This window comes from Microbacterium esteraromaticum (assembly GCF_014084045.1).
Classification (GTDB): Bacteria; Actinomycetota; Actinomycetes; order Actinomycetales; family Microbacteriaceae; genus Microbacterium; species Microbacterium esteraromaticum_D.
This window is the reverse complement of record NZ_CP043732.1, coordinates 1,238,150-1,260,922: the sequence shown is the minus strand read 5'-3', so window position 1 is coordinate 1,260,922 and position 22,773 is coordinate 1,238,150. Positions and strand designations below refer to the sequence as shown.

Genomic DNA, 22,773 nt, shown 5'->3' with positions numbered 1-22,773 from the left:
TGCGCGTCAGCCGGCGAGTTCGACGCCGGCGAACTGGCCCTTGTTGAACGGGTCCGGGACCCAGGATGATGCGCGCTCCGACACGGCGAAGGTGCTCGGGTACGTCCACAGCAGGATCGAGGCGGTGTCCCTCACCAGCAGATCCTTCGCCGCGGCGTACTGCGCCAGCTGCTCATCGAGCCCCGGCGCGCCCGCGGCGGCGTCGAGAAGGGAGTCGAACTCCGGGTTCGCGTAGAACGATCCGTTCACGCTGCCGTGGGAGGAGTACGACGGTCCGAGCGTGTCCAGCGGCGAGGGGTAGTTCGCGGGTGCGCCCAGCGCGACGGGCGTCTGCACCTCTTTGCCGAGAATGCCCGACCAGGTGTTCTCCGACGCGACCTGCTTGATCTTCACGTCGACGCCGAACGTCTTCGACCACTGGTTGGCGATCGCCTCCGCCCACACCTCACGGCCGGTGCCTGTCACCGAGGTGATCGCGAGCTCGCCGTCGATGCCGCCTGCCGCGTCCCACAGCCTCTTGGCCTCTTCAGGGTCGAACTCGCAGTCCGCGCCGCATGCGTCGTCGCGGTAGCCGACACTCGCCGGGATGTCGTAGTCGGTGGCGACATGCGCCTCTCCGTCGAGAAGGGAGTCGATGATCGCCTGCCGGTCGATCGCCATCGACAGCGCCCGACGGATGTCGGCGTTGTCGTACCCGGGCAGGTAGGTCGGAAGACTGAGGTAGTTGCGCCAGTCGTCCACTGCCATGCGACGCACCAGATCGGGCGCGGCTGCCTCCGCCTGAGGGATGTCCGCGGGGTTGAGGGTGACGATGTCCACCGCACCCGCCTGGTAGTCGGTGTAGGCGACGTCGTTCCCCGTGTAGATCCGGAAGGTCACACCGTCGTTCGCCGGTGCGGTCCCCGCATACTCGTCGAAGACGACGGTGGGGATCTGGTCGCCTCCCGTCCAGGGCTCGGAGAGCCTGTACGGTCCGTTCCCGATGGGCTGCTGCGCGAACGCCTCAGCGTCGGTCAGAGCCTCCGCGGGGATGGGGGAGTAGTACGGCCTGCCGAGCAGGTAGGGGAACTGGCTGTTCGGCGCCTTCAGCGTGACCGTGAGGTGGCTGCTGTCCTCGACGACGACGCCGCTCAGCGTCTCCGCGGTCGGCTCGCCCTCGGCAGGAGCCACCGCGTCGTAGCCTTCGATGTTCGAGAACTGGTCGCCCTGCGCCCACGCGTTGTCGGGATCGACGGCGGCATTCCATGCGCGGGCGAAGGATTCCGCATCCACGGCTTCGCCGTTGTGGAACGTCCATCCGTCGGCGATCGTGATGCGCCAGACCTTCTGGTCGTCGGTCTCGATCGACTTCGCCACGAGGTTGCGCACCTCGCCTGTGTCCGGGTCGTAGTCGACCAGCCCGTCGAAGAGGGCGCCGACGACCGTATTGGCGAACAGTCCCGAGCTGTTGCCCGGGATGAGGCTCGTGGGCTTCTGGATGCCTACGGTGAGGATGGCGTCGCCACTGACGCCGGCCTCTCCGGGCGATGCGGAGCAGGCGCTCAGCGCCAGCGCCACGCCCGCGGCTGCGGCAGTGGCGACGACCAGGCGGTGGCGCCGTTGTGTCGATGACTTCATGGTCTCTCTTTCGTGATCGGTATCGGGTTGGGTGGGGTGGATCGGCTGTGTCGATGCCGGGGTCAGGACGACCGGTGACCGACGAGCACGGCTCGGCCGGGAACGGCTTCGAGCAGCTCGCGGGTGTAGGCCGCCTGAGGGTTCGAGAAGACGTCGCGTGTCGGTCCCGCCTCGACGACGCGGCCGCCGGACATCACGACGACATCGTGAGCGATCTGTTCGACGACGCCGAGGTCATGCGAGATGAAGAGGTAGGCCACGCCCAGCTCCTGCTGGATCCGCTGCATGACCTCCAGGACGTTCGCCTGCACGAGCACATCGAGTGCGGAGACGGGCTCGTCGCAGACGATGAGCTCGGGCTCAGGAGCCAGCGCCCTGGCGATGGCCACGCGCTGCCGCTGTCCTCCGGACAGCTCGTTCGGAGACCGCTCGATGATGTCCTGGGGCAACCTGACCATCTCCAGAAGCTCCCGGACGCGCACCCGCCGCGACGCGGCGTCCCCGATGCGGAAGGCACGCAGCGGCTCAGTCAGGATCTGGCCGATGGTCGCCATCGGATCGAGCGATGCATACGGGTCCTGGAAGATCGGCTGGACGCGGCGCCGGTAGGCGAGCAGCTCGCGCCCCTTCAGCGCGGTGACGTCCTCTCCGTCGAACCGGACATCGCCCGTGGTCGGCTCGAGCAGCTTGAGCGCGATGCTCGCCGCCGTGCTCCTGCCCGAGCCCGACTCGCCGACGATCGCGAGCGTCTGGCCGCGGCGGACGGCGAATGAGACGTCGTCGACTGCGTGCACGGGCTCTGTGCGCCGGCGACCGTGTCCGCGTGCGGGGTAGGTCTTGCCGAGGTGAGCGACGGAGAGGATGACCGGCGCCGACGGATCGGGCAGAGGAGCCCCGTCGCCGCTCCGATTCGCAGGCGCGGCGGCGACGAGCGCGCGCGTGTAGTCGGCCTGAGGCGCGATGAGAACGCCGCGCGAATCGCCGTGCTCGACGACGCGGCCTCTGTGCATGACGAGCACCCGATCCGCCCGGTCTGCGGCGAGCCCGAGGTCGTGGGTCACCAGGATCACGGCCGTTCCGGCTTCTGCCACCAGCTGATCGAGATTGTCGAGGATGACGCGCTGAACGGTGACATCCAGCGCCGACGTCGGTTCATCGGCGATCAGCAGGCGTGGGCGGTTGATGGTGCCCATGGCGATGAGTGCGCGCTGCTTCATACCCCCGGAGAGCTCGTGGGGGTACTGCCGGAAGCGGGATTCGGCATTGACGAGGCCCGCGCTCTGCAGGGCTGTGAGCGCACGCGCCCGAGCCGCGTCGGGGCGCAGTCTGCGGTGCACTCCGCCTGCCTCGACGACCTGCGCTCCGATGCGGTGCACCCGGGTTCAGATTCGACATCGGGTCCTGCGGCACGTACGCGATGGTGTCTCCGCGAAGCCCGCGCATCGCGGGCTCCCCGAGGCCGACGACCTCGGTGCCGGCGAGGGTGATGGACCCGCGGACTCGGGCAGTGGCCGGCAGCAGACCGAGCACCGCGCCGGTGAGCGTGGATTTGCCCGAGCCCGACTCGCCGACGATGGCGAGCTTCTCGCCCGCGTGCACGGCGAACGACACATCGGTGACGACGGGCGTGTCCCTGTAGGCGATCGACAGGGAGCGCACGTCCAGAACAGGCTCAGGCGCCGCGCGAAAATCGCGGTTCATGATTTCCCCTCGGGATTCGAGGGGGCTTGGGCACGATCACTCTATTGGCGCGGTGAAGGTCCCTCAATGGTCGCAGTTTTGTGCAGTAACAAAAACGTTTGTCGTCGAACAAAAGCTCTTTCATACTGTTCGAAGTCTGACCACCGGGGCTTGGGCGCTCATGGATGGCATCGACCACCGACTGACACTTCGATGATGAGAGGGCGTGCGCCGTATGAGGCGGAGGCTGAAGGATCCCGGAAGCGCGAGAGTCCCCGCGGAGGTCTCGGCATGAGCGCGTTCCGCCTCGGCGCAGCGTCGACCGCCGTCGATCCGGCGATGATCGCCCGGCTCCTCAGCTCATCGACGGCCACGCTCGGCCATCTGACGGATTTCGGGTTCGTGCGCGGGCTCGTGCCCATCGGGGCGAGCCCTGCCTTCGCCGGTCCCGCTCTGACCGTGCAGATCCCGCACGCGGATTCGACGGCCGTCCACGAAGCACTCCGGCACATCCGCCCCGGTGACGTGCTCGTCATCGATCAGTCCGGAGACGACGACCGCTCCAGCTTCGGGGGGACTCTCGCAGGCATCGCCCTCGACGCTGGGGCGATCGCAGCGGTCTCGAACGGTCGGACGAATGATGTCGACGAGATCATCGACCTCGGCTTCCCCGTGTTCTCACGGGGCCCGGGCTCGCTGACGACGAGGATCCTCGGGCTGGAAGGCCGCATCAACGTTCCCGTCGCGGTCGGCGGAGTCGTCGTCATGCCTGGCGACATCGTCTTCGGCGATTCCGACGGTCTGTGCGTGATCCCGCGCGCCGAAGCCGAGGAGATCGTCCGCCGGATCACAGAGCTGGACGCCGATCCGGTGATCCTCTCGCTACGGGAGTCGGTCCGAAACGGGACGCCGCTCGGAGCCCTCACCGGAGCGTCGGCACTCTTCCGCGGAGGCGGCGCATGATTCCTCTGCGCAGCAGCGCCGACCTCGTCGTCGGCTGCGTCCAGATGCGCTCGGTCCTCGATCCCCAGGAGAACCTCGAGCGCGCTGTCGCGTACGTCGAGACCGCAGCGCGCGCCGGCGTGCGACTCCTGGTCTTCCCTGAGTCGGCATCGAGCCGCTCCGACGACCCCGCAGTCCGCCCGATCGCGGAGCCCCTCGACCTCGGCTTCGTCCCCGGGCTCGCGGCCGCAGCCGCCCGCGCCGGCATCACGGTGGTCGCGGGCGTGATGGAGCCGGGGCCGGCGGGCCGTCCGTACAACACGCTCGTCGCGCTGGACGGCGGCAGAGTGCTGTCCGCCTACCGCAAGCTGCACCTGTACGACGCGGCGGGCTTCCGCGAGTCGGACACCGTCACACCGGGCGACGGCCCCGTCGCGACGTTCGACGTCGACGGGTTCAGCATCGGGATGATGACCTGCTACGACATCAGGTTCCCAGAGCTCTCGCGTCTGCTGTCCGATCGCGGAGCGGACGTCATCGTGGTCCCGACCTCCTGGGTGCGGGGGCCGATGAAGGAGCTGCACTGGAACACGTTCTGCCGAGCGCGAGCGATCGAGAACACCGTCTACATCGCCGGTGCCTCGCAGACGGGGGGAAACCGCATCGGCCGAACGACGATCGTCGGTCCGGACGGCATCGCAGAAGCCGCGGCGGGCACGGATGAGGGGCTGGTGCTCTCACGGGTGTCGACCGCGAGACTCGACCGGACCCGCGAGACCTTCCCGATGCTCCAGCAGAGACGTTTCCGCATCGACGCCACACCCCGCTCCGCCGGCCTTGCCCGTGTGGAGGAGGCCGCCCGATGACCGAGGGCGACCAGAGCGCTGCTGTTCCGGCGTGGGTGGATGCAACGCAGATACCCGATGTGTCGGCGCGCGGGATCGCATCGCACGTCGCGGCCCTGGTGCGCAGCGGCGAGCTCTCTCTCGGCGAGGTGCTGCCACCCGTGCGTGTGCTCGCGGGCGAGCTGCGGGTGAGCCCCTCCACCATCTCGACCGCATGGGGACTGCTCAAGAAGCGAGGCCTGCTCACCGGCACGGGAAAGGCCGGCGTCAAGGTGGCGAGCGCAACCGGACTCATCCGCGGTCTGGAGATGTACGCCACGGTGCCGGGGGTGAACGATCTGCGCCTCCTCTACCCCGATGGCGAGCTGCTCCCCGCCCTCGACCAGGCCCTCGTGGGAGCGGCCCACCAGAAGAACCTCAACGAGTACTACGACTCGGCGATCCTTCCCGCTCTGCAGCGCGCCATCGAGCCGAGCTGGCCGACCCGCTCGGAGGCGTTCGCGGTCGCCAACGGAGGTGCGGACGCCGTGTGGTCGGTGCTCCAGTCGATCTCGGTTCCCGGCGACCGCATCCTCGTCGAGTCGCCCACCCAGCCTCAGCTGCTGAGCCTCATGGTGGAACTCGGCCTCACGATCGTCCCGATACCGTACGGCGTCGACGGGCTCGACCCGCGTGCCTTCCGGGACGCGCTCGCGACGCGGCCCGCGGCGATCTTCTTCCAGCCGCGTGCGCAGGTGCCAACGGGGCTCGCCTCCTCTCGCGAGCGGATCGCCGCGCTGGCGGGGATGATCCGCGGGCCCCATCACCCGCTGATCATGGAGTACGACGATCTCGGCGACCTGGCCCGCGGCCGTCACCATTCCTTCGCCGAACACGCACCGGATCACACCGTGATCATCCGCTCCTACGAGAAGTCGTACGGGCCCGACCTCCGGCTCGCCGTCATCGGCGCTCCTGAGAACGTCATCCGCAATGCGCACGCCCAGATCCGCCTCACCCGACAGTGGACCTCGCGGATCCTGCAGGCAGCCCTCGCCTGGATGCTGGAGGATCCGACGACGGCCGCCTCGCTGTCAGCTGCTCGATCGACCTACGCGATGCGGCTCACCGCGCTCACCGCACAGCTGCGCGCCCGAGGGATCCCGATCGCCACGGAGGACGGGTTCTGCGTCTGGGTCCCGGTCATCAGCGAATCCGCGGCCGCCGAAGAGCTGTCCGGCCTCGGCATCCTCGTCATGCGGGGAGCCTCGTCGTTCGCCGGTGCGGCCGGTCCGCACATCCGCGTGGCGACCTCGCGCCTTCCCGTCGACGCCGCCCCGCGCCTCGCCGAGCTCATCGCCGCGGCCGCCGGTCGCGTGGAGGACTCGTGACATCTCGATTCCTGCCGCTGCGCGCGAGCCTCTCCGCCGACCGCCTGGCATGGTGCGCGGTCGTCCCGACCGATGCCCTCGGATGGGCCGTCGTGGTCCACGGCAGCGACAGAGACCCCGTCGGCATGGTGCGCCAGCTGCGCGGCTGGGCCGAGCTCCGCCGCGTCGCGCTCTTCGCGCCGCTCTTCCCCGTCGGCGTCCCCGTCCGCGGGGACGGCGACGGGTACAAGTCTCTGCGCACCGACGGATACGCCTTCGACCAGGCGCTGCTGTCTATGCTCGCCGAAGCCGCCGACGAGACTTCGACGCCCACCGGCCCCTTCCTGCTTCTCGGGTTCTCGGGCGGCGCCCAGTTCGCGCATCGCTTCACGCTGCGCCACCCGGAGCGGGTCGCCGCACTGAGCATGGTCGCGCCAGGCAACGTCACGCTGCTCGGCAACGGCAGGCGCTGGTGGGCGGGCGTCGCCGATGCGCAGCAGGCGCTCGGACGCCCCGTCGATCTCGCGGCGCTCTGCTCGACCCCCGTGCAGGCACTGGTCGGCGGCGACGACGACGACCGGCAGGTCATCCGCATCCGGCATCAGGATTCCCGCTGGGTGGAGGGGGCCAACGATGCCGGAGTGACGCGCGGCGAGCGCCTGCAGGCGCTCGCGGATGACTGGCGTGCGCACGGCGTCGACGTCGAGCACCGGGTCCTCGAAGGGGTGGGCCACGAGTTCGCTCCGTTCGCCCCCGCGATCCAGTCGTTCTTCGACGGCCACCTCACGGGTATCGGGGACACCGACCCGGGGGAGTCGCACCCATGAGAGCGGAGCGGAGAGGAATCGATTCATGAAGATCACAGAGGGGCGTCTCCGTCGCGTGAACGGAGAGACGGCGTATTGGCTGGCCGAGGACACCGAGACCTCCTCCTCCGAGCCCGGAACACCGCTCGTCGTGCTGCACGGCGGTCCTGGCTGCACGCACGACTATCTGCTGAGCCTGACCGACCTGGTGCGGCCGGGGCGGCCGGTCGTCTTCTACGACCAGATCGGCAACGGCCGCTCGTCGCATCATCCGGACCTTCCGCCCGAGCATTGGACGGTGGGGCTCTTCCTCGATGAACTCGACATGCTCCTCGACGGCCTCGGCTTCACCGACGAGTACGACCTGCTCGGGCAGTCGTGGGGCGGGATGCTCGCAGCCGAGCACGCCGTGCGGCGTCCGCGAGGCCTTCGCCGGCTGGTGATCGCGAACTCGCCGGCGTCGATGCCGCGATGGCGCGCCGCCGCCGCCGCGCTTCGGGCGGAGCTCCCGGAGGACGTGCGATCGGTGCTCGAGCAGCACGAGGCTGCAGGGACGATCGAGAGCGATGAGTACCTCGCCGCGAGCGACATCTTCTATGCGCGTCATGTCTGCCGCGTCGTCCCCCATCCGCCCGAGGTGGCTGCGACGTTCGCGTGGCTCGATCGGGATCCGACGGTGTACCGGGCGATGAACGGCCCGACCGAGTTCCATGTGATCGGCTCGCTTCGCGAATGGACCGTCGAGAGTCGGCTTCCGCTGGTCTCGGTTCCGACGCTCGTCATCAACGGGCGCCACGATGAAGCCACAGACGAGACGATCGAACCCTTCCTGACCGGCATCCCCGACGTCACTCACCACCGCTTCGAGCAGTCCAGCCACATGCCGCACTGGGAGGAGCGAGAGGCGTACATGTCTGTCGTGGCAGCGTTCCTCGCGCGCGATCAGGCATCCGTCCGGCCAACCTGATCCGCTGCGCCTCACCCGATCCGCCGGTCGGCCCGACTGAGCAGCGGCCATCGCGCGAGCGGCGGCCGCCCACTCGACGCGGCGGGCGAGGAAGGCATACTGGAACGATGAGCGGCGACGGCCGACCATGTGATTTCGGGGGTTCTCGGGTGAGCGAAGACGCATCGGCGCCGCCGCTGCGTCGCGACGTGCGCACCGCGCGCAGTGCCGTCCCCGCTGCAGGCGCCCCCGCGGCGCGGGCAGGCCGCCTGATCGCCGGCTTCGCCGCCATCGCCCTGATCGGCGCGGGCGCGCTGGTCGCCGGACTCGCGATGCCGGACCCCGAGGTCCGCGAGTCGCGGCCGGTCGAGAAGCACGACCTCACCGTGGCGTCCATCGGAGGCGAGGGCGTCGGCGGCATCGTCCGCCCCGTCGATCGCGACGACCCCGACCCCACGGTGCCGCCGGTGGCTCCGGCTGAGCCGCAGCCGCAGCCGCAGCCGCAGCCTCCGTCATCTCCGGTGGTCACGGAGGAGCAGTCGCCGAGCCCGCCTCCGGCGCCCGCACCCAGCCCAGAGCCCTCGCACCCCGGCGGCAATGGCGACCGCGGTCGCGGGCCGGGCGAGCGCGGGCGCGCAGACCCGCCGCCTCACGCGAAGCCGGGCTCGGTCCTGGCCTTCGTCGAGCGCACAGCCGGGTACGCGGTGGACCTGCTCGGCATCGACCTGCTGTCGGGCGACGAGCTGTCGCTCAGCCGCTGACCCGCGCGATCGTGCGGGGCATCCGCCCATCCTCTCGGGCACGGGCTGGGCGGTTACCCTTGACCGGGGGTTCTCGGTCGACGGGCCCCCGAGCGCACGAGGAGTGAGAGATGTCCGAGTTCCCGATTCCCGCAACGACCTCGTCGGCGCCACCCCCTCCGCCGGCACCGGCGATACCGGGGGAGTCGACGGCTCCGCTGTCGAATGACGACCTCGCTCGTGCACAGCGCATCCTGAAGGTCATCTCCGACTCGTACGCCACGAAGATGGTCGGGCAGGATCGCCTTCGCATGAGCCTGCTCGTCGCGCTGATCGCCGGCGGTCACATCCTGCTCGAGTCGGTGCCAGGGCTCGCGAAGACGACCGCCGCGAGCACACTCGCCGACACCGTCAAGGCCAGCTTCAAGCGCATCCAGTGCACCCCCGACCTGCTGCCGAGCGACATCACCGGCAGCCAGATCTACGACGCCGCCACCGGCAGCTTCCGCACGGTGCTCGGCCCTGTGCACGCCAACTTCGTGCTGCTCGACGAGATCAACCGCTCGAGCGCGAAGACCCAGTCGGCGATGCTCGAGGCGATGCAGGAGCGCCAGACCACGATCGGCGGCGAGGTGCACCCGCTCCCCCGCCCGTTCCTCGTCATCGCGACGCAGAACCCCATCGAGCAGGAGGGCACGTACGAGCTGCCCGAGGCGCAGATGGACCGCTTCCTGCTCAAGGCGATCGTCGAGTACCCGAGCCCCGCCGAGGAGTTCGAGATCCTCAACCGCATCGACTCCGGTGCGCTCGACCCCGACCGGCACGTACCAGGGGCGATCGGCCTCGACGACGTGCACGACCTGCAGGACATCGCGTCGCGCGTGCACATCGACCCCGCGATCCGCAACTACATCGTTCAGCTGGCGTACGTGACCCGCAACCCTGCGCCGTACATCGGGGAGGAGCGCGCCCGGTTCATCAAGTACGGCGCGAGCCCGCGTGCGAGCATCGCGTTCCTGCAGGCGTCGCGTGCGCTGGCGCTGCTGAACGGGCGCACTCACGTGCTGCCGGAGGACGTCCGCTCGCTCCGCCACCTTGTGCTGCGCCACCGGGTGCTGCTGACCTTCGAGGCCGAGGCAGAGGGCGTGCGCAGCGAAGACATCATCGACCAGATCTTCGCGTCGGTGCCGACCCCGTAGACCCCATGGCAAGTCTGATCACCCAGGTGAAGAGCAAGCTCTTCATCCGCTCGTCGCAGAAGTCGATGCACGCGCTGGACGGCGCATACGCATCGCTGCTGCGCGGACGCAGCCTCGACTTCGAGGATCTGCGCCCGTACGAGTTCGGCGATCAGGTGCGCGACATCGACTGGCGCGCCACCGCGCGGCACGGGGAACCGCTCATCAAGCGCACGAAGGCGACGCGCAAGCACACCGTGCTCTTCCTCGTGGATTCCGGTCGCGGCATGAAAGCCCTCGCCGAAGACGAGCGGAGCAAGCGCGACCTCGTGGTGCTGCTCACAGGCGCCCTCGGCTACCTCACCGTGCGGCACGGAGACGACTTCTCGGTGGTCTACGGAGACAGCGCCCGCGTGCGCCGGCTGGCGACGGGCAGCAGCGAGGGCGCGCTCGAGCACGCCCTTCGCACGGTCAGCGCAGCCATCGACTCGAGCACCGATGCGGGCGAGCGGGACGCCCTGCTCCGCTACACCGCGCGCAACGTCGCCCGCCGGATGATCGTCGTCCTCATCACCGACGAGGCGCCGATGACGTCGGAGACCGAGCCGCTGCTGCGGCGGCTCACGGTGCAGCACGACGTGCTGTGGCTGACCGTCCGCGACGCCGACCCCGTGGTCCGTCCCGGGTCCGGCGGCACCCACCGTCGCGATGTCGACAGCGGGTGGGCGATCCCCGACTTCGTGCACGGCGACGCGGAGGTGATGGCCGAGCTCGAAGCCGATGAAGCCGCGCACACCGCCCGACGCGATGCCGCACTGCGGCGCCTCGAGATCACGCACGCCGAGTTCGGCGCGCAGACCGCGGCCGTGCCGACGCTGCTGACCATGCTCAACAGGAGGTCGCATGCCCGCTCCTGACGAGCTCTACCCGCCCGCGCAGTACGGATGGGGCTGGATCGCGCTGGCGATCGGCATCCTGCTGCTGCTCGCCGCTGCGGCCTGGCTGCTGATCGTCCTCACCCGGCCGAAGCGCAGCATCCACCTCGCCGGCGAGACGACCTTCACACCCCCGGCTGCCGCCTTCCTCGATCAGCTGCGCGGCGAGTACCTCGCCGACGTGCAGCACATCGAAGATGCATACCGATCCGGGAATATCTCGCCGCGGCAAGCCAACCTCGAGCTCAGCCGCAGCGTGCGGGCCTTCGTCAACGAGTACTCCGGACTCGAGGCGCCGGTGCTGTCGCTCGACGATCTGGTCACTCGCGGCGTCGACCCTGCGCTCATCGACGCGATCCGCCGGCACTACTACCCGAGCATCTTCCAGCGCGGACCCGCGATCGATCCGATCTACGGTGCCGAGGCCGCCCGGAAGGTGGTCACGACATGGCACTGAGCATGTGGTGGATGCTGCTCGTCGCCCTCGGCGCACTGGCCGCGGCGATCGTGGTCGGGGTGCTGCTCGGCAGCCGCGACATCATGCTCTGCCTCGACGTGTCGGGATCGATGTCGGAGGTCGACGTCGAGGTGCTCAGCGTCTTCGAAGAGCTGCTGAAGGGCTTCGAGGGCGAGCGGATCGGACTCACGATCTTCAACAGCTCGCCGGTGCAGGTCTTCCCGCTCACCGACGACTACAGGTTCGTGCGCGAGCAGCTGCAGAACGTGCGCGGCAGCTTCGACTACGACGACGAGACCCCCGAGCACTGGGTCGGCACGCTCAACGGACCCGGTGCCTCGCTGATCGGCGACGGTCTCGCCGCCTGCACCATGCGCTTCGACCATGAGGACGACGAGCGCAGCCGTTCGGTCATCCTCGCCACCGACAACGAGCTGGCAGGCGCCTCGATCCTCACGATCGAGGAGGCCGCGCAGTACGCGAAGTCGAAGAGCGTGCGTGTCTTCGCGCTCAACCCCGTGCAGGGAAAGGATGCGAAGGTCAGCGCGCAGCTCTCGGAGGCGGCCGCGCTCACGGGAGGACAGTCGTACGCGCTGCGCGACACGACGACGGTGGGCGACATCATCTCCGAGATCCAGAAGCAGGAGGCGACGGCGCTCAAGGGGCAGGCGCAGGTGGTGCTCGTCGACAGCCCGGACCTCTGGATCGCACTGATGCTCGTCGCCGTGCTCGGCTTCATCGTCCTGCTCATCTTCGTACGCGATAAGGGACGAGTACGCGATACGGGACGAGTACGCGATACGGGACGGGTGCGCGACGCGGGCAGCGCCCGGGATGCGGGAAAGGGGCGCGCATGATCCTCCAGCCCGTCCTGCATCCCCTCCTGCTGGCGCTGCTGTGCGCGGTGCCGGCCTTCTTCGTGTCCCGCGCGCTGGTGCGCGGCCCCTCGCGCGGAATCTGGGCGCTTCGCCTCGGGATGATCGTCGTCGTGTTCGCGATGCTGCTTCGTCCCGGCATCCCCGGGGGCACCTCGCAGACCCTCGCGACCGACACCGATGTCGTGATCGTCGTCGACACCACCGCGAGCATCGTGGCCGAGGACTGGGCAGGCGACCGGCCCCGCATCGACGGCGTGCGCGGCGACGTGCAGGCGATCGTCGACGAGTACCCCGGCGCTCGTTTCGCGCTGATCAGCTTCGACGCGGCGGCGCAGCTGCGCCTGCCGCTGACCACCGATGCCACAGCGCTCATGTCGTCGCTCGACGTGATGCGTCCCGAGGTCACGGATCAGTCGCGGGGATCGTCGATCGGCACCGCGAACCGGATGCTGGCCGACACCCTCTCGGCGGCGGCCGAGGCATCGCCGGAGCGCGGTCGCATGGTGTTCTACCTGGGCGACGGAGAGCAGACCGCCTCGCGCGAACCGGAGTCGTTCGCGTCGAGCGCGAAGTTCATCGACGGCGGCGCCGTGCTCGGCTACGGCACGACCGACGGCGGCCCGATGCGGAAGACCACGGGCGCGGGGGCGGAGGCCGGCGGCTACATCGAGTACCAGGGCGGTCCCGCCATGTCGGTGATCGACGAGGACAACCTTCGGCAGGTGTCGGAGCAGCTGGGCGTCGAGTACCTCCTGCGGACGGCGGATGCCGCGATCGAGCTGCCGGAGGCGCCCACCAGCACCACCGACTACTCGGCATCGGGCGAGGTGGGCAACGTCATCGAGCTGTACTGGATCGCCGCTCTCGCGCTGGTCGCCCTTCTCGCCGTCGAGGTGACGCTCGCGACGATGTCGATCGTGCGGCTGCGCGGGCAGTCGACCACGACCTCGCGCGCGAAGGGAGCCGCCTCATGACCTCCCCCACGCACGCCGATGCCGCGGCGGCTCTGCTGGCCGTGAACCGCCGGCGCCGCAGCATCCGGCGCTGGGTCTCGATCGCAACCCTGCCTCTCACGCTCGCCGCGCTGCTGCTCGTCGTGAAACTGCTCAGCATGTACGCGTTCGCGCATACGTCGATCAGCTCGTTCGTGTCTGGTGCGTACGCCGAGTCGGAGTCGGCCGCGCGCGGGCAGGACGTGCTCAACTGGTTCGAGCAGGTCAGGGCTCCGTACAACATCGGCACCGCTCTCGCCGGGGCGGAGCAGCTCGACGCGGCTCGTTCCGAGCTCGAGCGGGCGGTTCCCCTCGCGCAGGGGCTCGAGGTCTGCCCCGTGCTGATCAATCTCTCGCTCGTCGTCGAGCGCCAGGGGGATGCCGCGCAGGCCGACGGCGATGCGGCGAAGGCCGCCGAGCTGTACGGCGAGGCGCTCGAGATCACCGTCGAGACACCAGAGGAGTGCAGCAGCGACGAGGCGCAGCGGCAGTCGCCGCAGCCGGATCGCGACATGAGCGACACGCTCGACGAGAACCAGCAGCGTCAGCAGGAGAAGCAGCGCCAGAGCCAGCAGCCGCCGCCCGAGCAGCCGGAGCAGCCCGAGCAGGGCGAGGGCGAGCAGTCCGAGACCCCGCAGGACAAGCTCGACGACATCGAAGACCGACTGAACCAGGGCGCACAGGAGCGCGAGGATCAGCTCGGCGGTGGCCAGGGCGACGACGGTTCAGGCGGCGGCGGAACGGACAAGCCGTGGTAGATCGTCAGCGCAGCAGATACGTCGGCGGGGCGGAGGGCGCCCCGCCGCTCCCCCGCCCGGTGGCTACGCGGGTGCCGCCCGCACGCGAGGAGGGCTGGATGCCGCGGCCGGCCTGCCCCAGGCATCCGGAATCACCTACACCGCACCGGACGACGGCGGTGAGAGGAAGGGCGTCAACGCGCTGGGCCTGGCCGCCATCTCGGCGACGGCGATCTTCGCGCTGATCCTGCTGCTGCTCATGCTCGCCGGCGGCACCGATGCCGTCTACGGCGTGACGATGCTCGTGCTGCAGCTGACGATCGCCGGGCTGATCGTGGCGGCGATGCTCACCGCTCGCGGCCGGATGCTCGGCGCGATCGCCCTCGCCGTCTCGCTCGTCTTCAACGTCGCGACCGTCGGTGCGATGGGAGCCCTGCGGTCGGCGGCGACGCAGGCGTACGACGGCACGAAGTCGGAGCGGCAGCGGCACGAGGAGGCGTACCCGGGCGTGAAGGACTTCTCGCCTCAGGATGCCCTGGCCGGGCCCTCGCTGGAAGGCGTGCAGTCCGAGGGCGACGCGCTGATGGCCGCCGTCCGCGAGCGCGTCAGCCAGCGCTTCGGCTACACCTGGGTGCAGAGCGGCTCGCAGGACGTGAGCCCCGAGCGCAACGGATACGGTGGCGAGTCGATGCTGCGCAGGTACACGTCCACCACGTGGACGACCGCGCAGCCGGTGCAGGACGACGATCGCAAGCGCGAGGTCATGCAGACGATCGACGAAGTGCTTCTCGAACGCGCCATGAGCGAGCTCTATCCGCTGAACGAGGTGGATGCGGGCATCTCTCCCGACATGGTCGCGAAGCTGTACGGGTCGACCGAGCCGTCACGACAGCACACCTGGGAGTACTACAGCGGCACCTATCCCGGCCCGCTGCGCTTCTATGCGTACGCCTATGACCTGTCGAACGACCCGACCGGAGAGTTCCGCACCCAGCGCGAAGCGCTCGCGAAGCAGACCGGGGAGCCCCTCGAGGGCATCCAGCTCGTGGTCTTCGCCCGCCGCGTGCTCCCCGAGGGCGACCGCGCCGAGTTCGAGCAGCGGCTGCAGGAGTACCCGGGGTTCTGACCCGCAGCTGTCCGCCATTCGGTGCCCGAGACCCGGCGGACCGCCCGAGATGCGGATGCTTCGACCACGGGCATCCGGATGTCGGCAGACCTGCCGGATCCCGGGCGCCCGGCCCGGCGCCGCCCTGAAATCCGGCAGACCGACCCGGATCCGGATGCGTTGACCACAGGCATCCGGATCTCGGCAGACCCGCCGGATCTCGGGCGCCCGGTCCAGCGCCTCCCCCAGATCCGGAGGACCGCCCCACATCCGGATGCTTCAGCCACAGGCATCCGGATCTCGGAGGGCCCGCCGGACCTCGGTCGCCCGGTCCGGCAACGCCCCCAGATCCGGAGGACCGACCCACATCCGGATGCTTCAGCCACAGGCATCCGGACCTCGGCACACCTGCCGGATCTCGGGCGCCCGGGAGAGGCTGCCGGAGCACCGACATTCCATCGAATCTGTTCCATGACGCCGCGTTTGAGTACACTCGTACTAACAAACGGGGGAGGCGCCATGATCCTGACGGCGATCGTGATCTGCGAGGTGGCATTCTGGGTGGCGATCGTCGCGGGACTCGCCACGCGGTACCTGCTACGGCGACCCGGCCTCGGCGCCGCACTTCTCGTTCTCGCTCCTGTGATCGACGTGATCCTGCTCGCGCTCGTCGCGATCGATCTGCTGGGCGGCGGCACCGCCTCATGGCAGCACGGACTCGCGGCGATCTACATCGGCGTCTCGGTCGCCTACGGAAAGCGCATGATCGCCTGGGCCGACACCCGGTTCCGTCACCGATTCGCCGGTGGACCCGCACCCGAGCGCCTCACCGGCGCCCGCTACACGACGAAATGCTGGCGCGACGCCCTGCTCACCGGCATCGCGATGAGCATCGCCGCCGCGATCCTCGGTGCGATCATCCTGCTCGTCGGCGATGCGGAGCGCACGGCAGCCCTCTCGAACTGTTTCGGCACGCTCGGGATCATTCTCGCCATCGACCTCATCTGGGCCCTCAGCTACACGGTGTGGCCGAAGCCGGCATCCGCTCCCCCCGCGAGCGTCGTGCCAGAATCCTGACCATGCCGCGAAGAATCGACGCCGACGAGCGCACCGAGCAGATCGCCGCCGCCGCCGTGCGCGTGCTCGAGCGCGACGGACTCGCCGGGCTCTCGGTGCGCGGTGTCGCGGCCGAGGCGGGCATCGCCGCCGCGTCGCTGCGGCGCGCGTTCCCCACCCAGCATGCGCTGCGCGTCTACTGTCTCGAACTCATCGAACAGCGCGTCACGAGCAGAATCCTGGCACTCGACGTCACCGGCCGGCCACTGGCCGACGCCCTGCTCGCGCAGCTTCTGCCCCTCGATGCCGTTCGGCGCGCGGAGCTGCTCGCCCAGGTTCAGCTCGGCGTGCTCGCCCTCACCGACGATGAGCTGCGACCCGCCGCCATCGCCCTGAGCGCCGCCGTCGACAGGGCATGCGCTGCCGCCATCGAGATCCTCGCCGCCGCGGGGCGGCTCGGCCAGCGGCGCGATCCCGCCTACGAGGCCAGACGACTGCGTGCGCTGATCGACGGCATCGCGATGCACGGGCTCTGGAGAGGGCATCCGCAGGCCGCCGAGCAGATGCTGGAGACCCTCGGGCGACACCTGGATGAACTGGCGGGGAACCGCTGACCCGACGCCGCTCGCGGCATCGGGTCAGCCGCGTACGGGCATCCGGTCGCCGAGATCCGGCCGCCCGCCCGAGATCCGGATGCTTCGGCCACAGGCATCCGGATCTGGGCACACTTTCCGGATCTCAGACGCCCGGCGCTCGCGGTCGGTCGCCTCACCGCCGGGCTACGAGGCGCCCGGTGAACGGACTCGCCGACGCGTGACCTGGCTGCCGCCACCGCCCTGAGATCCGGCAGACCGACCCAGATCCGGATGCTTCGACCACAGGCATCCGGATCTCAGCGCACCTGCCGGATCTCAGGCGCCCGGCGCTTGCTCGCAGTCGCCGCACCGCCGGACCACGAGGCGCACTCGTGCCGCCGTCACGGCCCCGAAATCCGGCAGACTGACCCAGATCCGGATGCTTCGACCACAGGCATCCGGATTCCGGCACACCTGCCGGATCTCAGGCGCCCGGCGCTTGCTCGCAGTCGCCGCACCATGGGACCACGAGGCGCACCGGTGCCGCCGTCACCGCCCTGAAATCCGGCAGACCGACCCAGATCCGGACACTTTGGCCGCAGGCATCCGGATCCCGGCGCACCTGCCGGATCTCGGGCGTCGGGGCGGCCGACAGCGACGGACAACCCCCAAACACTCCCGGACAACCCCCGAACACCCCCGGAAAACCACGCGATCGACCTACGGCAGCTCCTCCACGGGCACGTGCTCGTCGCCGGGCAGCTCTGGCTCATCGATGGGCTTGAGGTCCTCGACCGCAGGGCCTTCCAGCAGAGTGCCGTCGGCGGCGAAGCGAGAACCGTGCAGCGGGCAGTCCCACGAGCGCTCTGCACTGTTCCACGACACGATGCCGCCCAGGTGCGTGCAGACCGCCGACATCCTGCATGTGACCCCGTCGACGGTCGAGACCGCGGCGGGCTCCTTGTCCTCCGCGCCGACCACGCCCTCGCCCTCGCCCGGAGGCTCGTCGGGCAGCGGGTGCAGACTTCCGACCCACCCCGATGCCAGCTCGCCAGCCACCTGAGCGTTCGCGACGACACTGTTCGCGACGTCCTTCGGCAGCGTGACGCGGTGATGCAGCGTCTTCGCCCACGAGATGTTCCCGTCGAGGATGTCGGCGGTCATGCTCAGTGCCGCGGCGACCCCGTTGGTCATGCCCCACTTGTTGTAGCCGGTCGCGAGTGTCACGTGCTTGCCCGTGCGGGGCATCCACCCGACGAACGGCACGAGGTTCATCGACCGGTAGTCCTGCGCCGACCAGGCGTGGGTGCGCTCAGCACCCGGGAAGTGCTTCTTCGTCCACTGCTCCAGGTCGTCGACGAGACGCTGCGTGTCGTCCTCCCTGCCGACGACGTGGCCGTTGCCGCCGACCACCAGCAGCTCCTCCTGTCCGGTCGGCGCCGTGCGCAGCGACCGGCTCGGCGAATCGATCGAGAGGTACATCCCCTGGGGCAGCTGCCCCGGCACCCGGTACGCCTGCGCATATGAGCGCAGCGGCTTCACCTTGGCGAAGTACAGACCGCGATCGAGGATCGGGATGCCCGTGGCCAGCACCACCGTGCCCGCCCGCACGTCCCCGAGCGAGGTGGTGACCTTGCTCGGCTCACCCGTCTCGACGTCTTTCACCCTGGCGCCCTCGATGATCACGCCACCGCGCTCGCGCAGATCGGCGGCGAGCGCGGCCAGCACGTCCATCGGCTGGAACTGGGCCTGGTCGCGCAGGCGCAGGCCGCCGTGCGTCTCGAACGGCAGGTCGAGGGTGTGCAGGCGCTCGACATCGAGACCGGCCTTGCGGCACGCCTCGTACTCGGCATCCAGCCTCTTCACGCCGTCCGGCGTCGAGGCGTAGGTGAACGCGTCGCGTCGCTGCACCTCGACGCCGTGCTCGTCGAGGTAGCGCAGCAGCCACGCCTGACCCTCGCGGTTGCCCTCGACGTACGCCTTGAGCACATGGCTCGACCCGCGGGACAGGATGCCCGAGAGCACGGTGCCCTGCAGCAGGCTCAGCTTCGCGGTCGTGTGACCCGTCGACACGGCACCCACGAAACGCGCCTCGAGCACGGCCACCGAGAGGCCTGCGCGGGCGAGCAGAAGCGCCGTGGTGAGTCCTGTGATGCCGGCCCCGGCGACCACGGCGTCGTACCGCGCGCCCGGTTCGAAGGTGTCGGAGGCGATGCGCTCACGCTGGTCGTCGAGCCAGAGGGACGTCACGGGTGTCTCCTTCGCTGGGGGCGAGTGGGCCACCAGTACATCGTGATCCTCTGCCCGGCGAAGGGGCCTTGACATCTTCGTCACGACGAAGGGCGCCGGTGTCCTACGCTGGCATCTGGTCGCGCGGCGCGATCAGATCGAGAGGACTCCGAACGTGTCTGAGCAGACGCTTCTCGCCATCGACGGCGGCCAGACCGGCATCAAGACCCGCCTGGTCGCGGCAGACGGATCCGCCAGCGACCGGCTGCTGCCCGCGGTGTTCACCAATCGACCGCTGTCGCCGCAGCTCGCCGCCGTCGTCGCCGAGATCGCACGAGCCACCGGCGAGGTTCCGCACACCGTGACCGTGGGAGTGTCAGGCCTCACCTCCGCCGAGGCAGAGGCGGATGCCCTGATGCAGCGCCCCGATCTCGCCGGCGTGCAGCGGCTGGTGGTGACCCACGATTCGGTCACGTCGTTCCTCGGGGTGCTCGGCGATCAGCAGGGTGCGGTGGTGGCCGCCGGCACCGGAGTGGTGACACTCGGTGTCGGCCCCGTGCATTCGACGCGCGTCGACGGCTGGGGCTACATCATGGGCGACGCGGGCAGCGGGTACTGGATCGGCAGGGAGACTCTGGATGCCGTGATGCGCGCTCATGACGGACGCGGACCGGCGACGTCTCTGACCGCGGTGATGCAGGAGCGCTGGCCCGACCTCGAGACCGCCTACGTCCCCCTGCAGGCGTCGGAGGACCGCGTGCGCACGGTGGCGTCGTTCGCGGCACCGACGGCCGCCCATGCGGCATCCGGCGACCCGGTCGCGATCCGCATCTGCCGCGAGGCGGCCGCGGAGCTGGCGGCCGCGGTGCTCGCGGCCCTGCGCGTCACCGAGGCACCCGCCGACGCCGCGATCGGCGCGATCGGCGGGGTGTTCGGCTCAGAGCTCATCCGCACCGCGTTCGAGAACGCCGTGCGCGCCGAGCGTCCGGATGCCCGGTTCGTCCCTCCCGCGGGAACGGGCCTCGACGGGGCCGTCGCCCTCGCGCGCCTCGGTGCCGGGCATCCGCTGCGCGAGCGCTTCGCCGAGCGCACCCGCTGACCCTGGTCGTCTCCTCGCTTCGGCTCGCACGCTCGGGAGGAGAAGGCGCGCTCGGGAGGACCCGATGCGCCCAGCGCTCCTCCGGTGCGTGCGTTCTCCTCCCGAACCCGCAGCCTGAAGCTCGCACCGTCGTACCGCACACCCGGCACCCAGACTCCACACGGCTCGCACGCTCGGGAGGAGAAGGCGCGCTCGGGAGGACCCGATGCGCCCAGCGCTCCTCCGGTGCGTGCGTTCTCCTCCCGAACGCCCGGCTCAGGCGGCGAGCGCGAGCCAGGCCGCGAACGCGAAGCCGATGACGGTCGCGAGACCCGTCGCCTCCTTGGCCTTCTGCTGCGCCTCGGGAACCATCGAGTCGACGAGCATCACCAGCAGGGCTCCCGCTGCGAAGCCGTTGGCCGCGGCGCGGAACCCGTCGCCGACGACGGATGCCAGGGCGAACCCGGCCACGGTGGCGAGCGCGCAGAGCACCGCGACACCGGCCCACAGCAGCACGACGCGCCCGCGGCGCATCCCGGTGCGGAGCAGGTCGGATGCCGAGCCGATCGACTCGGGCAGATTCGACACGACGATCGCGACCACCAGGGCCACGCCCACGCCCTCGCCAGCGGCGAGTCCGATGCCCAGCACGAGCTGCTCGGGGATGCCGTCGAGCAGCGCTCCGACGGCGAGCGACCCGCCACCGGCATCCCGCTTCGTCTTCTCCTGCCGCGCATCGAGGATCCGCGCGGCGACGTAGTAGCAGAGCGCTCCCGCCGCCACGCCTGCGACGAGCGGTCCGTGGCCGGCGAGGGCGACGCCCTGCTCCCACAGTTCGAAGGCGATGGATGCCATCAGCGCACCCGCACCGAACCCGAGGATGATGCCGAGCAGCCGATCCGGCCACGTCCGCACCAGGGCGAGCAGCGCTCCGACGAGCAGCGGAGACGCCGCCACCGCACCCCACAGCACCGCCTGACCCATGTCGCACACGCTACTCGGGTGCCCGGCGTCTCCCGACCGGGGCGACACGCCGCACGCCGATAGACTTGACCCCATGTCCAAGGTGCTCCAGTCCCTCCCCGTCGGCGAAAAGGTCGGCATCGCTTTCTCCGGAGGGCTCGACACCTCCGTCGCCGTCGCATGGATGCGCGAGAAGGGCGCCGTGCCCTTCACCTACACCGGCGACCTGGGGCAGTACGACGAGAGCGACATCGCGTCGATCCCCGGCCGGGCGCTGGAGTACGGCGCCGAGGCGTCGCGACTGGTGGATGCCAAGACCGCGCTCGTCGAAGAGGGCTTCGTCGCCCTGTCGTGCGGCGCCTTCCACATCCGCTCCGGCGGCAAGACGTACTTCAACACCACTCCCCTGGGCCGCGCCGTCACAGGCACGCTGCTGGTGCGCGCGATGCGCGAGGACGGCGTCGACATCTGGGGCGACGGATCGACCTACAAGGGCAACGACATCGAGCGGTTCTACCGCTACGGCCTGCTCGCCAACCCGCGCCTTCGGATCTACAAGCCGTGGCTCGACGCCGACTTCGTCACCGAGCTCGGCGGGCGGCAGGAGATGAGCGAGTGGCTCGTCGAGCGCGGCTTCCCGTACCGCGACTCGGCCGAGAAGGCCTATTCGACGGATGCCAACATCTGGGGCGCCACGCACGAGGCGAAGACCCTCGAGCATCTGAACGTGTCGCTCGAGACGGTCGACCCGATCATGGGCGTGAGGTTCTGGGACCCGTCGGTCGAGATCGAGACCGAGGACGTCACGATCACGTTCGAGGGCGGCCGTCCGGTCGCCATCAACGGCGCCGAGTTCAGCGACCCGGTCGCCCTGGTCATGGAGGCCAACACGATCGGCGGCCGCCACGGACTCGGGATGAGCGACCAGATCGAGAACCGCATCATCGAGGCGAAGTCGCGCGGCATCTACGAGGCGCCGGGCATGGCGCTGCTGTTCATCGCCTACGAGCGCCTGGTCAACGGCATCCTGAACGAAGACACCCTGGCGACCTATCACGAGCAGGGCCGCCGCCTGGGCCGCCTGATGTACGAGGGGCGCTGGCTCGAGCCGCAGTCGCTGATGCTGCGCGAGTCGATCCAGCGCTGGGTGGGCCTGACCATCTCGGGCACGGTCACGATCCGCCTGCGCCGCGGCGACGACTGGACGATCCTCGACACCGTCTCGCCGAACCTCTCGTACGGCCCCGAGAAGCTCTCGATGGAGCGCGTCGGCGACGCTGCCTTCGGCCCGGTCGACCGCATCGGCCAGCTCACGATGCGCAACCTCGACATCGCCGACTCCCGCTCGCGTCTCGAGCAGTACGCGGGCCTCGGTCTCGTCGGCGGTGCCACCGGCGAACTCGTCGGCAAGGTCACTGCGGGCGGCGCGGCCGAGATCTCGGCGTCCGAGACCGACGACGAGCAGCTCGCCGAGGCGGTCGATCTGGCCTCGGAGGGCGGCGCGTTCGACTTCGGCGCCGACTGATCCCCCCGTTCGAAGGAGGGCGGATGCTTCGGCATCCGCCCTCCTTTGCGTGGCATCGGCGCGCGTGGGCGCTGGCAGCGAACGCACCCGGACCTGAGAGTTCGCCGATTATGTTGCACAGCCATGTGCAACATAAGTAT

At 69.8% G+C, this 22,773-nt stretch carries 21 protein-coding genes and 1 pseudogene; 17 read left to right on the top strand and 5 right to left on the bottom strand.

Annotated features, from left to right (window positions below; translation table 11 throughout):
- Positions 1-6 precede the first annotated feature (6 nt).
- From FVO59_RS06055 to FVO59_RS16660, 3 genes and pseudogenes are all read right to left on the bottom strand, one after another.
- Entirely contained in the window at positions 7-1,617 is a 1,611-nt protein-coding gene (locus tag FVO59_RS06055; protein WP_182255687.1) for a peptide ABC transporter substrate-binding protein, read from the bottom strand.
- Between the two features lie 62 nt (positions 1,618-1,679).
- Positions 1,680-2,993, bottom strand: a complete 1,314-nt coding sequence (locus FVO59_RS06050) for an ATP-binding cassette domain-containing protein (RefSeq protein WP_346265688.1) — start codon at positions 2,991-2,993, stop codon at positions 1,680-1,682.
- A gap of 58 nt (positions 2,994-3,051) precedes the next feature.
- Positions 3,052-3,318: pseudogene (locus FVO59_RS16660) on the bottom strand (ATP-binding cassette domain-containing protein); the annotation flags it as partial.
- Positions 3,319-3,588: 270 nt separating this feature from the next.
- On the opposite strand from FVO59_RS16660, the gene FVO59_RS06045 reads away from it, so the two are divergent.
- The 15 genes from FVO59_RS06045 to FVO59_RS05975 all read left to right on the top strand — a co-directional run bounded on the left by FVO59_RS06045 (position 3,589) and on the right by FVO59_RS05975 (position 16,877).
- Positions 3,589-4,260, top strand: coding sequence for an RraA family protein (locus tag FVO59_RS06045; protein WP_220465702.1), 672 nt, complete (start codon positions 3,589-3,591; stop codon positions 4,258-4,260).
- A complete protein-coding gene (locus tag FVO59_RS06040) occupies positions 4,257-5,105 on the top strand; it encodes a carbon-nitrogen hydrolase family protein (protein ID WP_182255685.1) in 849 nt (282 codons plus the stop codon). The genes FVO59_RS06045 and FVO59_RS06040 overlap by 4 nt, the downstream gene beginning before the upstream one ends.
- A complete protein-coding gene (locus FVO59_RS06035; protein ID WP_182255683.1) occupies positions 5,102-6,454 on the top strand; it encodes an aminotransferase class I/II-fold pyridoxal phosphate-dependent enzyme in 1,353 nt (450 codons plus the stop codon). The genes FVO59_RS06040 and FVO59_RS06035 overlap by 4 nt, the downstream gene beginning before the upstream one ends.
- Positions 6,451-7,260, top strand: a complete 810-nt coding sequence (locus tag FVO59_RS06030; RefSeq protein WP_182255681.1) for an alpha/beta fold hydrolase — start codon at positions 6,451-6,453, stop codon at positions 7,258-7,260. The genes FVO59_RS06035 and FVO59_RS06030 overlap by 4 nt, the downstream gene beginning before the upstream one ends.
- Before the next feature lie 25 nt (positions 7,261-7,285).
- Positions 7,286-8,206, top strand: coding sequence for a proline iminopeptidase-family hydrolase (locus FVO59_RS06025; RefSeq protein WP_182255679.1), 921 nt, complete (start codon positions 7,286-7,288; stop codon positions 8,204-8,206).
- A gap of 149 nt (positions 8,207-8,355) precedes the next feature.
- A complete protein-coding gene (locus FVO59_RS06020; protein ID WP_182255677.1) occupies positions 8,356-8,946 on the top strand; it encodes a hypothetical protein in 591 nt (196 codons plus the stop codon).
- Positions 8,947-9,056: 110 nt separating this feature from the next.
- The gene (locus FVO59_RS06015) at positions 9,057-10,124 is read left to right on the top strand and encodes an AAA family ATPase (protein WP_182255675.1); all 1,068 of its coding nucleotides are present in this window, start codon (positions 9,057-9,059) and stop codon (positions 10,122-10,124) included.
- Between the two features lie 5 nt (positions 10,125-10,129).
- Positions 10,130-11,020 carry a DUF58 domain-containing protein gene (locus tag FVO59_RS06010; protein WP_182255673.1) on the top strand — a complete coding sequence of 297 codons (891 nt, stop codon included), beginning with the start codon at positions 10,130-10,132 and terminating at the stop codon, positions 11,018-11,020.
- A complete protein-coding gene (locus tag FVO59_RS06005; RefSeq protein WP_182255671.1) occupies positions 11,007-11,495 on the top strand; it encodes a hypothetical protein in 489 nt (162 codons plus the stop codon). The genes FVO59_RS06010 and FVO59_RS06005 overlap by 14 nt, the downstream gene beginning before the upstream one ends.
- Positions 11,486-12,352, top strand: coding sequence for a VWA domain-containing protein (locus FVO59_RS06000; RefSeq protein WP_182255669.1), 867 nt, complete (start codon positions 11,486-11,488; stop codon positions 12,350-12,352). The genes FVO59_RS06005 and FVO59_RS06000 overlap by 10 nt, the downstream gene beginning before the upstream one ends.
- Positions 12,349-13,347 (top strand): vWA domain-containing protein, encoded by a 999-nt coding sequence (locus FVO59_RS05995; protein WP_182255667.1) that lies wholly within the window; start codon positions 12,349-12,351, stop codon positions 13,345-13,347. The genes FVO59_RS06000 and FVO59_RS05995 overlap by 4 nt, the downstream gene beginning before the upstream one ends.
- Positions 13,344-14,123, top strand: a complete 780-nt coding sequence (locus FVO59_RS05990; protein ID WP_182255665.1) for a hypothetical protein — start codon at positions 13,344-13,346, stop codon at positions 14,121-14,123. The genes FVO59_RS05995 and FVO59_RS05990 overlap by 4 nt, the downstream gene beginning before the upstream one ends.
- Positions 14,071-15,228 (top strand): hypothetical protein, encoded by a 1,158-nt coding sequence (locus tag FVO59_RS05985; RefSeq protein ID WP_259363470.1) that lies wholly within the window; start codon positions 14,071-14,073, stop codon positions 15,226-15,228. The genes FVO59_RS05990 and FVO59_RS05985 overlap by 53 nt, the downstream gene beginning before the upstream one ends.
- A 498-nt stretch (positions 15,229-15,726) precedes the next feature.
- Positions 15,727-16,284, top strand: a complete 558-nt coding sequence (locus tag FVO59_RS05980; RefSeq protein ID WP_182255663.1) for a hypothetical protein — start codon at positions 15,727-15,729, stop codon at positions 16,282-16,284.
- Between the two features lie 2 nt (positions 16,285-16,286).
- Entirely contained in the window at positions 16,287-16,877 is a 591-nt protein-coding gene (locus FVO59_RS05975; RefSeq protein WP_182255661.1) for a TetR/AcrR family transcriptional regulator, read from the top strand.
- 681 nt (positions 16,878-17,558) lie between these two features.
- Here FVO59_RS05975 and FVO59_RS05970 read toward each other — a convergent pair.
- Positions 17,559-19,088, bottom strand: coding sequence for an FAD-dependent oxidoreductase (locus tag FVO59_RS05970; RefSeq protein WP_259363469.1), 1,530 nt, complete (start codon positions 19,086-19,088; stop codon positions 17,559-17,561).
- Between the two features lie 154 nt (positions 19,089-19,242).
- Here FVO59_RS05970 and FVO59_RS05965 point away from each other — a divergent pair, with 154 nt between their 5' ends.
- Complete coding sequence (locus tag FVO59_RS05965; protein WP_182255657.1) at positions 19,243-20,166, top strand: N-acetylglucosamine kinase; 924 nt, start codon at positions 19,243-19,245, stop codon at positions 20,164-20,166.
- A 255-nt stretch (positions 20,167-20,421) separates the two neighbouring features.
- On the opposite strand, the gene FVO59_RS05960 is transcribed toward FVO59_RS05965, so the two are convergent.
- Positions 20,422-21,129: a ZIP family metal transporter gene (locus FVO59_RS05960; protein WP_182255655.1), complete on the bottom strand. Its 708-nt coding sequence runs from the start codon at positions 21,127-21,129 to the stop codon at positions 20,422-20,424.
- A 73-nt stretch (positions 21,130-21,202) separates the two neighbouring features.
- On the opposite strand from FVO59_RS05960, the gene argG reads away from it, so the two are divergent.
- On the top strand, positions 21,203-22,633 hold the full coding sequence (gene argG, locus FVO59_RS05955) for an argininosuccinate synthase (RefSeq protein ID WP_182255653.1): 1,431 nt from the start codon (positions 21,203-21,205) through the stop codon (positions 22,631-22,633).
- The last annotated feature ends 140 nt before the right edge of the window (positions 22,634-22,773 follow it).